At 35.6% G+C, this 14,184-nt stretch carries 12 protein-coding genes and 1 tRNA gene; 9 read left to right on the top strand and 4 right to left on the bottom strand.

Annotation, left to right across the window (positions count from 1 at the left end; genetic code table 11):
• The 4 genes from ACKTR5_RS07530 to ACKTR5_RS07545 all read right to left on the bottom strand — a co-directional run.
• Window positions 1–439 (bottom strand): recombinase family protein (locus ACKTR5_RS07530; protein WP_407880464.1); only part of this gene is annotated, 439 nt, incomplete at its 3' end.
• Between the two features lie 275 nt (window positions 440–714).
• Window positions 715–1,011, bottom strand: a complete 297-nt coding sequence (locus ACKTR5_RS07535) for a hypothetical protein (protein WP_407880466.1) — start codon at window positions 1,009–1,011, stop codon at window positions 715–717.
• A gap of 51 nt (window positions 1,012–1,062) precedes the next feature.
• Complete coding sequence (locus ACKTR5_RS07540; protein WP_407880468.1) at window positions 1,063–1,854, bottom strand: Rgg family transcriptional regulator; 792 nt, start codon at window positions 1,852–1,854, stop codon at window positions 1,063–1,065.
• Window positions 1,855–1,964: 110 nt separating this feature from the next.
• On the bottom strand, window positions 1,965–2,558 hold the full coding sequence (locus tag ACKTR5_RS07545) for a hypothetical protein (protein ID WP_407880470.1): 594 nt from the start codon (window positions 2,556–2,558) through the stop codon (window positions 1,965–1,967).
• Window positions 2,559–2,769: 211 nt separating this feature from the next.
• On the opposite strand from ACKTR5_RS07545, the gene ACKTR5_RS07550 reads away from it, so the two are divergent.
• The 9 genes from ACKTR5_RS07550 to ACKTR5_RS07590 all read left to right on the top strand — a co-directional run bounded on the left by ACKTR5_RS07550 (window position 2,770) and on the right by ACKTR5_RS07590 (window position 14,160).
• Window positions 2,770–3,147, top strand: coding sequence for a hypothetical protein (locus ACKTR5_RS07550; protein ID WP_407880471.1), 378 nt, complete (start codon window positions 2,770–2,772; stop codon window positions 3,145–3,147).
• Between the two features lie 35 nt (window positions 3,148–3,182).
• Window positions 3,183–3,254, top strand: a tRNA-Ile gene (locus tag ACKTR5_RS07555).
• A gap of 44 nt (window positions 3,255–3,298) precedes the next feature.
• Window positions 3,299–3,643 (top strand): hypothetical protein, encoded by a 345-nt coding sequence (locus ACKTR5_RS07560; RefSeq protein ID WP_407880472.1) that lies wholly within the window; start codon window positions 3,299–3,301, stop codon window positions 3,641–3,643.
• Between the two features lie 81 nt (window positions 3,644–3,724).
• The gene (locus ACKTR5_RS07565; RefSeq protein ID WP_407880474.1) at window positions 3,725–4,357 is read left to right on the top strand and encodes a GH25 family lysozyme; all 633 of its coding nucleotides are present in this window, start codon (window positions 3,725–3,727) and stop codon (window positions 4,355–4,357) included.
• Between the two features lie 58 nt (window positions 4,358–4,415).
• Window positions 4,416–5,339, top strand: coding sequence for a hypothetical protein (locus ACKTR5_RS07570; RefSeq protein WP_407880476.1), 924 nt, complete (start codon window positions 4,416–4,418; stop codon window positions 5,337–5,339).
• A 63-nt stretch (window positions 5,340–5,402) separates the two neighbouring features.
• Window positions 5,403–7,730, top strand: a complete 2,328-nt coding sequence (locus ACKTR5_RS07575) for a TULIP family P47-like protein (protein WP_407880478.1) — start codon at window positions 5,403–5,405, stop codon at window positions 7,728–7,730.
• A 9-nt stretch (window positions 7,731–7,739) separates the two neighbouring features.
• Entirely contained in the window at window positions 7,740–10,007 is a 2,268-nt protein-coding gene (locus ACKTR5_RS07580; protein ID WP_407880479.1) for a TULIP family P47-like protein, read from the top strand.
• Between the two features lie 161 nt (window positions 10,008–10,168).
• Window positions 10,169–11,608 (top strand): TULIP family P47-like protein, encoded by a 1,440-nt coding sequence (locus tag ACKTR5_RS07585; RefSeq protein WP_407880481.1) that lies wholly within the window; start codon window positions 10,169–10,171, stop codon window positions 11,606–11,608.
• A gap of 374 nt (window positions 11,609–11,982) precedes the next feature.
• Window positions 11,983–14,160 (top strand): TULIP family P47-like protein, encoded by a 2,178-nt coding sequence (locus ACKTR5_RS07590; RefSeq protein ID WP_407880482.1) that lies wholly within the window; start codon window positions 11,983–11,985, stop codon window positions 14,158–14,160.
• The last annotated feature ends 24 nt before the right edge of the window (window positions 14,161–14,184 follow it).

A 14,184-nucleotide genomic window follows, 5' to 3' on the forward strand; every position in this document is an offset into this window, starting at 1 on the left:
GCCCCTTATAAATTCCGCGCTCTTTGGCCAGTTTGATTCCTTGGGCCTGACGTTCTCTAATTCTCAGTCGTTCTGATTCGGCTTGGAACTTGAAAACAGACTGAATCACGTCAGTTAACATGTTGCGTAGCCCACGATCAGGAATCGACGAAAAATCTGGCAAATCCAGTGACTGAAAACTAGCACCGGCATCTTTAATTTTTTGAATTAGCATAGTAATATCGTCCGCATTACGACTTAGTCGATCTAATGACATGACAAAGACAATATCATCGTCACGAATATAATGAAGCATTTTTTGAAGTTCCGGACGTTCGATATCTTTCCCGGACTGTTTGTCGGAAAAGATTTTTTCCACGCCAGCGTTTTTCAGTGCTGCGATTTGACGATCCAAATTTTGTTCGGTGGTACTAACTCGTGCATAACCAATTTTACTCATTTTCTGCCTTTTTAAATATTGATAACGACAACCCTAAACGACATTTTTTATTATATCGCAAATTCCGTCAGATGTGAATTTTCACGGAGAAACTTAACCGTCGTTTAGGGATTACCCTAAAAGACACAAAAAATACAGTTGAAGTGTGTCATTGTATCAAAAATCCTTCACCCATTGTTCAAACAGTTTAGATGATTTATTTTAAATACATTATCGATGTGGAGTTCACTTTCAGTTAGAGTCAGATCTTCTATGCTTTATACTTTTTACTTTAACTAAGCCACCCTTGACAAAGGTGCATTTTGGAGCGAAGTGCCTTTCAGGTGAATAATTTGAGGGCAATTTTGAAAACGGCAATTACTGCTGATAAAAGTAAGTAGCTCATCTTTGATTAGATAGATAAAACGCATTGAACTTAATTGAAGTAAATTACGGGCAAAGGATCTATGGAATAAAAATAAAGCAGAAATTTCCTGATTATAATTAGGAAATTTCTGCTTTATTTTTATTAAAGGGGCTAGATTTATTGATTGCATAGTTTGTTTTGAGCGAAATTTAGTTGCTTTCGGCATAAAAGCATCATTTCTTGTTTAAGTGCTCCTGTTAAGAAGTTGTATGACATTTTATGAAGATTGATGGTTATATTTTTTCATAAATAAAATGTAAACATCTTCGAAATAATATTCTTGATCAGTCAAGTTTATTGATTTTATAGAATCTAGAAAAGACTTGATATTGTTCAAGTTCTGGGTAGTGGGATGAGATTCGTAATCAGCTAGTTTTGAAAAAAATTGAAGAATTAGTTTCTCTGATGCCTGATTTCTGGTAAGGTGTACAGTTTTTAACAATTCAACATAACTTGAAATGGGTCTATTTTCTTTCAAATTTAGCATGCACAAATTTTCAATCAAATGAAAGAGCTGTGAAATTTGATAAGGGAAGTTTTCGTAAGAACAAAGAGAATTCAATATATTTTTTAGCAAGATATTTATGATTTCTCTAGAAAGGATTACCAGGGAATTACTAAACAGTAATATGTCATACATAGAAAATCCATTCTGCAGTAAAAGATAATGTGCTATCTCTGTGGCTTGCTTCGAGGATCTACTTGGCAACTGAACTTTTTGTTCTAAAGCGGTTGCCAGTATATAAATATGTCGGTATCTAATGTAGTGAGTTTCTAAAAAATTATCGGCGGCCCTCGAGGCAATTTGTTTGAGTGAATGAATATCTTGATTATCAAACGCTGTTTCTATTTTTTCGAATAAAGTGATGAATAACGGAGATTCTCCTTGTCGTATTAATTCAAATTCGTAGGTGCTAATGTTTAAATTTATTAATAATTGATGAAAATGAGATTCACTGATATCTCGCTCGTTACGTATAACTCTGTAATATTCTGATCTTGAAATCACATTTTTTGTAATTTCATTAACCGTGTAACCACGTAAAGTTCTAATTTTTTCTAAGGTGTCTCCGATACTAAGCAGAAATTTTTACCCCGCGCTTTTGAATTTTTCTACGATTAATCATAATAATATTTTTTAAATAGCTCTCGTGATCGTTCAATCTTTTTACGATATTTACTAGTGTATGGCTCTTTGTACAGCAAGCTAATTATTTCGTTAGGTTGAAATCCTATATAAAGTAAATATATGCTTTTCCACTCATTTTTATGATCAGCCTTAAATACGGATAAGGCGTCCAAGAAATGATATAAATCTAACGATTCTGGAATGGATGAAAGTTCATTAGACGAATCGCTGGAAACCACCAAACCTTTTTGAAAGGTTTGTTGATCTTTATCAATTCTATTTCCAGAAACTTTTACCGACTGCCATATATTTAATTCGGCCAAGCGTAGACGGTGTGTATATATGTGAATGAATTGATAGGTGGGATATTGACTGAATGCGATACTTGCTTCCCAAAGTGCCAAGCAAAACTGGCTTTCAAAATCGCTTTGGTGGAGGAGTACTCCAGTAGCATAGGCGTTGTTTTGACATTTTTTGGATTTTGATTTTATCTTTGGATAAAATGTTTTCCATACTAAAGGGAATGCTTCCGTCTTAGTCGCAGAAGGATCGTTTAATAAACTTTTTTCTACCGTTGTATACATATGCTAACCCCCATAAATATAGATTGTGCTTTAAAAAATTTAGCACCACTGGTATTTTATAACGTTAATTAAACTGTGAGCATAAGTGTCACCTTTAGGCGAAACTTTCGATATTTGGTCACAAATGACATTTCTGCCTTACAAGTACTACGTAAAATCGCATTATAAAGCATTGCAAAATATATGAAATAGCACAAAGAGGGTATGGGTTTTGAACATTATTGAAAACGTATTGAAAATAGAAATGGTTAATTTGATTGTCATTTATATAGGTATGGCGATAATTCGTCTGATATGCGATTTGATCACAAATAAAATAAACATAAAAAAAAATCTAGCTCAATTCCTCAAGCTAGAAGTCTGTAATATTTGCCTCATTATTAGCTGCGTGTTAATCGACCACGCTTTGCTACTAAAATCGCAAAATTTTTTCGAAATGGATTTAGCTGCTATTGTTTCGACATTGCTAATTTTAGATGAATTCATGTCAATTATTTCCGACACAAACGAGACAGCTACAAGCCATTGGCTACTGTCTGTAGCAGAACAATTACATGAATTAATGATAGGTGCGGTAAAAAAGAAATAATTATTTCAGATAATTTCTAGTATGAAATAGCTTTTAATCCAGTAGCTCAATGGCAGAGCGTTCAACTTATAATTGAAAGGTTAACAGTTCGAATCTGTTCTGGATTATATGAATTTATGATTGTGGTCCTTGTTAGGATTAGGAGGGAAAAATGTTTAGAAATCTAAATCAATACTATGTTAGCTCAGTTTATCAGAAGATCATTCAATTGGTGCAAGTTAATGTTGTAGGAATAGTGGTTGATAGACAAGTAACAATCGAGCTGATTACATTTCTGCTAGATGATCAAAAAGAAAAAATACTACCGCGACTAATACATGTAGAAATACCATATGACAATCAAAATGGGTATATCTGCCTGGAAAGCATTGACCACGAAGTCCCCATGCAGATCAACGCAAAAGAATCGACATTTATGCCTGAAATAGCTGAAATGATTGACGAAAACATTGACATAATCAAATCCGAAATTTTGGATCTTCTGGATTCTGGCTAAAATAAGATACCATTTGTGCTATGTGATTCGGAGAATGAATAATTAATGGATTGTTAGGCTATAGGAAGAAGGAGATTTCATATGATGAATGGGATTGATATTGCTAGTTACCAAGCTGGCATTAATATACAGCAAGTTAAACCTGATTTTGTCATTATTAAAGCAACGGAAGGAACTAATTACGTAAATCCAGCCTGTAATGATCAATATGATTCAGCGGTAAAAGCGGGTGCAAAAATTGGCCTTTATCATTTTGCAACATTAAATACGTCGCCAGAAGAACAGGCTCATTTTTTTGTTGCGAACGTGAAAAACTATCTGTTGGAGGGGCATGCTTTAGCAGCACTTGATTGGGAGGCAGACGCGATAACGTTAGGGCCAGAATGGGCCAAACGTTATTTAGATACTGTGTACGAACTGATTTCGGCGACGCCGATCATTTATATGAGTAAATCAGTAACCAATGCGTTTGATTGGTCAGCTGTCGCCCAACATTATGCGCTTTGGGGAGCACAGTATGCAGACATGAATGATGTAACCGAATTTCAGAAAGATCCGTGGACTGATAATTTACCTTGGGGGGCATGGGTGACACCAACAATATTTCAATATTCAAGTAGTGGAAGACTTCCTGGATGGAATGGCTATTTGGATTTAAACAAGGCATATATAACTCAACAAGACTGGGATAAATTTACCACTAAAAACAGTTAATTAATCTGGTGTAGAAAGAGAGTGTTCTACGTAAGCGTAATGCCAAAAGGAGAATTCGATGAAACTTAATGGATGGGATTGGGTATCAACTTTTTCATTAGATAAAATTAATCAGAAACTATCTGGGACGTTTAATACAACGCATGTTTTTTCCATTCAAAACAGTATAAGTAGTATGTCGTTGACTTTTGATGGGGTCCAGATGAGTGGTGACGGTTCACAAAAGTACACGCAGTTACAGTTAACCGTTAAGGAAGGCGTATTAACAACTAAAAATACCAAAGTGGAGATACCACTCAATAATATTTCACCTATTGTAAAGGTCTCACTTAGCTTTTTTAATTTTAATGGGGCAATGAACTACGGTATCAATATTCAATCTAATGATGATGTTACTGTTGTCGATCCTGATAGTAGTAATACCATCACTAACAGTACTTATCTAGCGATTATAAAAGGGCTTCTTAAAGACTTATTCCTTCAGGAGAGGGAAACTCTTAAGACAATATTTTTATCAATAATGCTTCCTGGAAAGAATGGTATTTCAGCTTTCAGCCCCACGGACTACACATATGCAGCTATAACGCTAAGCAATGGTCAGCAGTTTATATCTGTGTTTGTAGCAACCCAAAATCAGGATATTAAAGGACTTTCCACCACTTTAGATACTAGCTTGTTAAGCGGCTCTGGCGAATATCTTTTTATAGATTGCAGAGAATCAGGATTTTATCCACTTGCACCGATCGGCATGGTTGGCTGTGCCACTGAGGAAAGTAATGAGAAACAGTTGGTTATGGATTTGTATATAGTCAATACTTCACATTTAGATTTTATCCGAACTATTAAATTTAATCGTGATGATTACCGACAGGATATATTTGAGCAAATGGCCAAACTTAGTGATGTACGCATGGGAACAACGTATTTACGCCATACTCAGCGAGGGGCAGAAGATGGCACTGTTTTTTTTAAATGGGCTTAATTTAATTGGCTGTTACTGAGATGATGTCTCATTTGTTTGAGAAAATTTTGGAGAAATATTTTTATGGAAGAAAATAGTACAAAAATGGATAAACTCTATACGATCGACTGGAATTATTTAGATGGTCGTCAAAAAATCATGAATTATCAACAAGAGTTTACACCAATGCATTTACAAGTTCTTTCGGGTGATGTGGCTAAATCTGCTACTTTGAGCGCAGATTTAAATACACTGGACATCTTACCCAGTACAGAAGGAAAACGCTTGGATATAGCATTAACAATGGAAAATTTGTATTTTCAAAGTCAATTTCAAAAAAGTAAGATAGAAAATAATCAATTGGTTGTGAACTTATCTGTACCAATCATTATCAATGCTGAAGGGATTGAATTAGATACAAATAAGCCAATTGTAGATTTAAAAACTGAAATTGATCCGAAGAACATGATTCTAAATAGTGAATTTCAATTGTTATTACATCAAGGCTTGTATGAAGAGCAACGACTAGCTCAAATTATCCAACAAATTAGTAATCGTGAACTAGCCATTAAAAAAGAGCCAAATAAATATGCCGGAACGATTAAGGAAAATGAAGATATATCCACTTTTGGTTGGGATATTGTATCTGGTGCTAGTTTTCAAAATGTTAACCGACAAATTAAACTGCAAAACACTTTTCCACAAGATATAGAAGCGATATATAAAGATGATTTGACAGGCACGGTAACCATTGATGGTCATTTTATGAATTGGGAACTGACTACTAGCGGTGATGGAAAAAACGTTACGTTCAAGTGCACATTCAAATCGGCGACCATTGTTAATTTTGAGACATCAAAGGGTACTGAAACTGCTCCATTGGACGAAAATAATTGGTTTGAAGTACAGGTACCATTGGCTACTTTCAATGATGAACACGGTCGTCAGGATGCTACAGGGAAAAATGATGGTCAATTTGAAACACTAAAAATTTCTAAACTGAATGAAAATGATGAATCAAACATCAAATTAATAGATACGGCGTATCCAGAAAAAATTGAAAACGTCATGACCTTTAAGGTCATGATGGATAGTCTCCTAAAGAAATATATTGAAGATCTATCTCATGATAAAAAAGCATTACAACATGTTTTTTCTTTCTTGCAACTTGGCGAAACAGCCAATGAAGGACGATGGCAATGGTTGAAAGCTAAATATGTCTCTTACGCGGTGGCAGCAACAGAATCAATTGATACAAGTGTCTTTGCCGTGATGTATCAAACCACTTCGGACACAATTCCAGATACACAACAGGTAGATGCTCGTTTACTGAAAAATGGTACGTATAATCAAACAATTTTAGCAATTTCAAAATTGGCTTACTTTAAGAATGTGATTTATGAAGCATTGCCTTATGCTGATATATTACCTCAAAGTGATGTAGATATTGATACAGACAATCTAGTGATAACTAACAAAAAGAAATTTGATTATGCCTTTTTGAAAGATAACAATACCAAGATATCGGTTGATGAAGGTCAATTTAAATTAGGCTTTTTTAATAATGATTTTCAGCTGAATGTGGCAGGCAAAGAGCCCTTTACCGAAGCAAATAAAAAAGGTATTTTGCATCACAGCATACTCGAAAAGACGACATTGGCATTTAAAGATGGAGGAATATATTTAAAAGATGAAGGATCAGAATTTTCAACTACTGTTGAAAGTGAAAACATTGATAGTGATTGGTTCTCATGGGAAAGTTTTGCCATTGGGATAGCCAGCTCACTGGCTATAGGCGGTATCTGTTATGGAGCTGTTAAATATGGGTCGAAAATAGCAAAGATTTTGAAATTTGACAAAATTGGCAGATGGTTTACTTCAAGAGTATTGCGCCGTGGAAATCGCTATACTACGCCCGCTGGAAATAGTACACGTTTAAATCTCGCGTCAACCGAAATAGAATTGGTACTGGAGAACGAGAGGCGGCGGCTAAGCAATTCTCAGTTTTCACTTTCAGATCGAATTGATGGATACGAAAGCGAAGCCCGCAACTCACGAAAAACGAGCGATGATCTTGCGAACGATCCTGAGCAAGAGCGTAGTCGGGCAGTAAATGATTTTGCAGATCGTTATGCTAGTGATACTGCGTTGATAAAAACTGGTATGTTAAGTCGTTGCGCACCATTTGAAAAGGATACTGTTAAACAGGCACTTGCATTTGTATATAACAAAGCCATAAACGATTTAGTTGGTGATACTACTATACAGGAAGAAAATGCACAACCAGTTGGAATTGACGATTTCTGGAAAGCAATTACTGATACGATTCAATGGCCAGATCAGTCAGAGATCAAAATAACTGATGCCTACTGTAACGGTATTATCACATTACAAGGTGAAATCAAAGGGTAGGTGAAAAACATGAAAGACAATAAAATGTATACCTGGGAAAATAGATCTTTACCTATTAAAAATGGGTTGAAAATTGTGTCGAGTAAAGATGGCGAAATAGAGGTTACCCTTGAAAAGGTGAAGCTATTGGATACCAGTACGCATGCTTTTTTACATCTCTATTTGACTATTAGACAAGGTTACTTTCAAACAGGACTTCATCGATATGATTTAAAGAAGAAAAGCTTCAAAATGACAATTCCAATACAAGTTAACCAGGCCAATGATGTTGAGTTAAAAGCTCACTCTAGCATCGATTGTTATGGGCTGAGTATTGTGAACCTTTCATTAAAAGACCAAGTTGACTTTAGCAATGCAATGAAAAAAGCCTTTCTTGATAATCCTCAGCCAGTGAAAGATATTTTGCAAAATTCGTTTCCAGACGAAGTTCGGATTTTCACTGATAATAGCACACCCAAAAACTTTTTGGAAAAAGAAATTCAAAAAACGAATGGGCAAAAACAGATTATCCGTGCAAATGAAGATCTTAGTCTGATGGGGTGGGATATGGTAACCAGTACGTCGTTTGCCACGATGAATGAACGAATTGTTCGCGATCAAAATTTTCCTAAACATATTGAGTACGAAGCGAGCGATATGTTTACGGCCACTAAACTAAACTTAAATTTTTCAAAATGGCAATTGACGACTGATGGGGGCGGAAAGAATGTCTCACTTAGAGCCGATATAGCTGATGGAAGTTTCGAAATACATGCGAATCAAGACGCAACTTACAAAGTTAATACTGAGCAGCCGGGATTTGTGAGTTTGCAAATCAATCTTGAAGCCTTTGAAGCTACTACACCAGAAGATCCCACGGGAAATAATGATGGAACTGGGTATAAATTAGAATTTGATCCAGAGGAAACGGAAGAACGAGATCCGATAACCATTCTACGTAACGAAATTAACTTCGTTGATGCGCCTGAAGCGATTATGCAGTACGTTGATTTTTCACTAAAAAATGGCTTGAATGAAAATAAAGATAAAGTTATTCAAATTTTTTCGTTCTATCAACTAAATGAAACAAGCAAAAATCCTGGTTTTGAATTCTTAAAACCCAAGGTTGCCTTATATGGCACTAGTGTGGTCTCGGATGATCTAAACAAATCTGCATTTGGCATCCAAGCGATGACGGAATCGACTGAACATCCAGGTAGTCAAAATATTGATTTGAGGTTAGTGAGCGCCAGTGAGCAACGCAATGCGGTAGCCTTAAGTAAACTACTTTATATGCATCATACCTTTGACAAGGTAAAACGGTATTCTGGATTTGCCATGCCAGAGGACTTTTCAATGAATGATGAGGAATATCAAATATATAACAATAAAAAGATTCAAATTATGACGTATTCTACAAGTGACGATCCTGAACAGCGAGAGTCAGATAATCCCTGGGAAGGATGTCCCGGATTTGTTGATAAGAATAACTGGAGCTTGCAACTGGTGAATAATCGACTTAACTTTAAAATTACTGATTTAACGTTTGAAGTCGACGGGCATATTTTGCATGTGAACTACGAGAGTTTATCTGATATTAAATTAAAGAGTGGTGTTGATCAGTTGGGAAAATCCTATAAAAATGTTATTGAAGTGAAGTCAGTTAAGGATCCAGTAATGACTATAGAAGTTACAAAGGAAGAGTGGCTGGAGAATGAACAATGGCTTTTAGATTTGCTGGCTGGTATTGGTCTTGGACTATTAGGTGGCATTCTTGGTGGAGCTCTTGGAAAGGTATTCAAAAAATATATTAAAGGAATCCTAAAGGAATCGACCTCCAGCAATCGATTAGTATTGCATTTCAAAGATTTGTTTGAAGTTGCAGGTAAAGAAATAGCTGATCATTCAGATGAATTAACTTCGGGATTGGCTAAACAACGAAGAAACATAACTCAATACCTTAAAAGTCTACCGCAAGAGGCGTCACAAAGTTTTGTTAATAATGTTATCAAATCTCCTTCTACACTACCGTTAGCCTTGTGGAAACAGCTTGCTACGAATTCAGCGTCAATAATTCTTGGAAGCATTGGCGGTGCTGTGGGAGAGACCGTCGGTCAGCACATGTCTGATTTTATTGATAATCAATTTAATGACAAATTTTCTTTGACCCCACCGCTAGACCCAATGCCAGAAGAAATTGTAAATACGTTAATTTGGCCTGAGCAATCAGAATTTTCATTACAGACTGCTAAATTACTTGGCAGTGTTTATTTGATGGGCGGAGATTTTAACAGTTAATGATGAGGGAATATGTGCATCATGATATTTCGGCAAACGTAGTATTCGATTTTTTATGGAATAAAGAAAGCAACAGCTTTGCTTAGAAAAGAGGTGTGCTGTTCAAGACGAGAACTTTTTCTGACTTTGAAAATGTCATGTGTTTTCGTCGAACAATGTTTATGACAGTTACAACATATAATTGGGACACAGTATCTGCAGTTCGCGTGACCAGTATGAACGAACAGTTACTTAAAAATGTAGACAAAATTCCTCAAGCTTTTTCCATTGTTAATGAGGAAGAAATGATTCATGCTGAAGGACGTTTTGCTCAGTGGCAAATAAATTGTGGCGGTGATGGGCATCTAATTGGGCTAAGCACTAAAGTTAAAGATTTAAAAATAAGCCATGCTCTTTTTGGCAGGGTAACTGGAGAAGCCAATTGGTCTTTATTTGTGTCGTTACAATATGTGGGAGGTAAGGTTAAAGCAAATATACAAGTGATGAACTTGGTTATTAAGGATGATAACACTGAGCCTAGTAATCCTGCTGTGATAAGCCGAGTTATTACAATGGGAAGTGATAACCAGTATGAGTTTCCTGAGGGGATTTCTGAAGATGAACAGGAGGAATATCAGGAATTCTTTGCTTCAATGTTAGAGATTCTCCTATCAGATTGGTTAACCACAAATATTAAACAATTTCAATATGTTTTCAATCAGGTTAATTTAAATTTATTAATCAATTCGGACGACACATGGGGCTGGTTGAAGCCCACATATATTGATTATGCGTACACAGAAAATACTAAAGATTTTAATCAGAGTATTTTTTCTGTACTATGTATGGTCAACAATCACGAGGTCGTCAATCAACCAGTTGCGGCGGACGAACAAGTTATCCCTAAAGATCAAGAATTTGGATTTTTAATTAACGAAGAAAGATACATTGAAGATTTACTTATTCCAGGGATATTAGATCGTTTTCCGGGCGCAAAAAGAAAAGAAATTACAGTTGATCGTTACTTGGAGGGAAATAAATATCGTTACGAAACAACGTTAAATCCTGAGAAACCATTAGCATTAGAGAAGGTTGACGTCGAAGGAAAGACGTATTATCCAAAGATGGAAAAAGTAAAGTTTAGCCTAGAAAACACGCAGCTAGTAGTGGAAATGGAAACTTCAACATGGTTACTAAGTGGTGATGCGACAGGACATACAACAATAGTGCAACCATACCACATGGAACTTAACAAATCCTCAGACAGGCAAACGATTAAATATACCAAGGACGAAGATGGTGCATCAGAAAGTAGTTATGTTACTGGTGCTCCTGAAGAGACCATTCCTTCTTGGTTAAAAATTTTTATAGAGGTAGTTGGCATAATTTTGTCCCTGATATTGCCGGCAATAGGAGCATTAATAGCCATGATTGTTGTGGGAATATTAGTTGGACTTATTGATTTTTTAAATGAGTGGAATGCAATAAATTCGTCAGAAGCACCAGATATAGAAGGTTTAGTGGATAACGTGTTAACTGAGATAAAATGGGCTAATCAAACGATCAAACTAAATGTTGCAGAATTTTTTGGTGCTATTCGTTTAGGAGGTAATTTAGCTTGATAAATAAAGGTAACACTGGTTCCTTGCCCAACAATAGTAAATCGGGAACATATCATGTTGACGACATTAAACGACAACTGGAGACGAACGGAGTGATTTCACAGGTTTGTTGTCAGTTACAACTTACTCAACTAACCTTATCGGTAGATAATAAGGTGAAAGGGAATTTGTACAACAGCGTAGTCGACCAATTAAGCGTTCTGATCATGATGAAAATTGACAAGAAAAAAAATTTACTAAAGGAGAGTAGTGTGATTAATAATAATTTAAATGAACACGTGATGACAAATAACCAGCGAGCGTTAACGAATTACTACTTAAAAACGCAACTTATTCCTTTGCTATTCGCGTTAGAGAAAGATTGAGGATAAATGATGGATTACTACATTTGGAATGCTGACCATGTTCATCGAGCATCACATCACCTTTATATTGAACGTGCATTTAGAATGAATGTGACCTCAAGTTGTTCGGTTAGTTATCATGTTAAAACAATACAATTAAGCAAGGAAACACAAAATAAGCAGTTAGTTTTTCAACTTGAATTAACGAATATATCAGGAAGTCTAAATAAAACATTGATTCGTTCAAATCCATTAGTAGCAAAAGTATTATGGAAATGTCGGTTCATAAACGAGCAACCTCAGATTGACTTTGATCAAATACCAATCGTTAACGTGAAAAATGATAACTGTGATCCATTAATGATCGAATTTTTGAACATTAGTTTATTACGGTGGATCAAACAGAATTCAGATGTGTTTCAAAAATGCATTTCCAATGTTAATCAAGTAATAATTAATGGTCAAAGGTCCCCGCTTAAAGAAGTAAGCCGGTTATCTGATGAACAGTATAGTTTGCAGGGATGGGATATGGTATATGCGACAACTTTTTCGCAAATCAATCGTGAAATCATTAACGAGGGACTGTATCCAACACAAATTAATACCATCATCGAAAATAACTTGTATAAGGCTAGTTTAATAGGTGGTTATAGCAATTGGAAAGTGATTTCAGGATCAGATGGTAGAAATATTCAGTTTAAATTAAGCTTTACTCGCAATACAAAATTCTGGCTGAGCGCAAATCAAGAAAAAGAATTTTTTTTAAATGAAGATGATTTTGTGATTATTCAGATGACGCTGGACAGTCTGTCAGATACGGATCAAGTTGAAGATAGTACTGGTAACAATGATGGTGAACATCAAAAGATTGCGTTAAATATAAAATCGCCTGATGATGTTATCATCATTAAAACGCAATTGCCTGCGGAAATTGAATCATCAATTACGTTACAAGCTGCATTCAAAACCTTGTTAAACGCTTGGATTAGAGAAAATTATAGTTGTTTTCGAGCAATTTTTACACGTTATCAATTAAAAGAAACGGCAAAGGAGCCTAATTTTAACTGGATTAAGCCTACTTTTGTTAAATATGCAGTTGCAACACATGTCGATACTAATGGTGATGATGATGTTTTTGGGGTGCTAAGCATGGTAGAAAATGATGAACAACCAAATACACAGATTGTTGACCCACGCATTTTTCAAGGTACCGATTTCAATGTGGCTGTTCTTCTCACGTACAAGAAGTACTTATGGCATTTTTTGTATAAATCTTTAGATGTAATCCATATTGCTCAGTTAGACGATTTCGCTATAGATGAAGACAATTTGACAATTAGAAATAAAAGTAAATTACAGTTATGTACGTACAAGAGCACCTCTGAAGAAGACCAGGATTGGCAAGGAGAACCAGGCTATATTGAACCAGGATGTTTCGAGCTAGCATTGCGGAATAACGTGCTACAGTTAAAGATTACTAATCTAAAGTTCTCACATGATGGCGTAAATGGCTATATCACATATGAAGAAATTTCTAAATTAGTCTTAAAGAGTGGTATAGATGATACAGGAAAAGCGTATAACAATGTGCTAGTACCGGAAACAATTTCAGATTCTTATACAATGCAAACTGAAATTGAAGCCTGGAAGCAACGTGAGGAAGCAGTAATTAAATTCATGACTGGCATAATTATATCATTGAACGCCGCTATAATGGGATATGCGTTTGGTTCAGCATTGGGATCACTGATTAAAAAAACCATCAGTAAAGCAGGTTCCTTCATGAAATTTAGTAGTACTTCTTTAAAAAAAATCGAGCATTTAATTGGAGTAGAAGAAGCTGCACTAGCAAAAAAGGAAATAAGTGAATCATTGGAAAGGCAGTTAGCCGCAATTCCGACTCCAGGTCTGACAGCTGGAAGTATTTCGCTATTGAAACAAACCCCTTTTTTAATCAAATCTGTGTTCAATCGATTTAGTCTAGGTGAAGTAATGGGTACTTCGTTAGCAATGTCAGGCCAGAATATTGCAACAAATATTTCTAATGCGAAGTTGGCTTTGGAGCAGAATGAATTTTCAGCGTTGCCTTCGGTTAATCCTTTGAGCGCAAATATTGTGCAAGCAATTCAATGGCCAACAAACAAAGAAATTGTAATTAAAGATATGGAATTTAAGAGTGCGTACGTAATTCGAGGAGAGCGCGCATAAGACGATATTTAGTAAGAGGAGGAA

This window comes from Furfurilactobacillus entadae (assembly GCF_045862745.1).
Lineage (GTDB): Bacteria > Bacillota > Bacilli > Lactobacillales > Lactobacillaceae > Furfurilactobacillus > Furfurilactobacillus entadae.

Excerpts from the sequence above, each read along its gene's own strand:
- ACKTR5_RS07585 (WP_407880481.1), top strand. The coding sequence starts at position 10,169 with ATGACAGTTACAACATATAATTGGGACACAGTATCTGCAGTTCGCGTG.
- ACKTR5_RS07575 (WP_407880478.1), top strand. The coding sequence starts at position 5,403 with ATGGAAGAAAATAGTACAAAAATGGATAAACTCTATACGATCGACTGG.
- ACKTR5_RS07560 (WP_407880472.1), top strand. The coding sequence starts at position 3,299 with ATGTTTAGAAATCTAAATCAATACTATGTTAGCTCAGTTTATCAGAAG.
- ACKTR5_RS07535 (WP_407880466.1), bottom strand. The coding sequence starts at position 1,011 with ATGCCGAAAGCAACTAAATTTCGCTCAAAACAAACTATGCAATCAATA.
- ACKTR5_RS07590 (WP_407880482.1), top strand. The coding sequence starts at position 11,983 with ATGGATTACTACATTTGGAATGCTGACCATGTTCATCGAGCATCACAT.
- ACKTR5_RS07565 (WP_407880474.1), top strand. The coding sequence starts at position 3,725 with ATGATGAATGGGATTGATATTGCTAGTTACCAAGCTGGCATTAATATA.
- ACKTR5_RS07545 (WP_407880470.1), bottom strand. The coding sequence starts at position 2,558 with ATGTATACAACGGTAGAAAAAAGTTTATTAAACGATCCTTCTGCGACT.
- ACKTR5_RS07570 (WP_407880476.1), top strand. The coding sequence starts at position 4,416 with ATGAAACTTAATGGATGGGATTGGGTATCAACTTTTTCATTAGATAAA.
- ACKTR5_RS07580 (WP_407880479.1), top strand. The coding sequence starts at position 7,740 with ATGAAAGACAATAAAATGTATACCTGGGAAAATAGATCTTTACCTATT.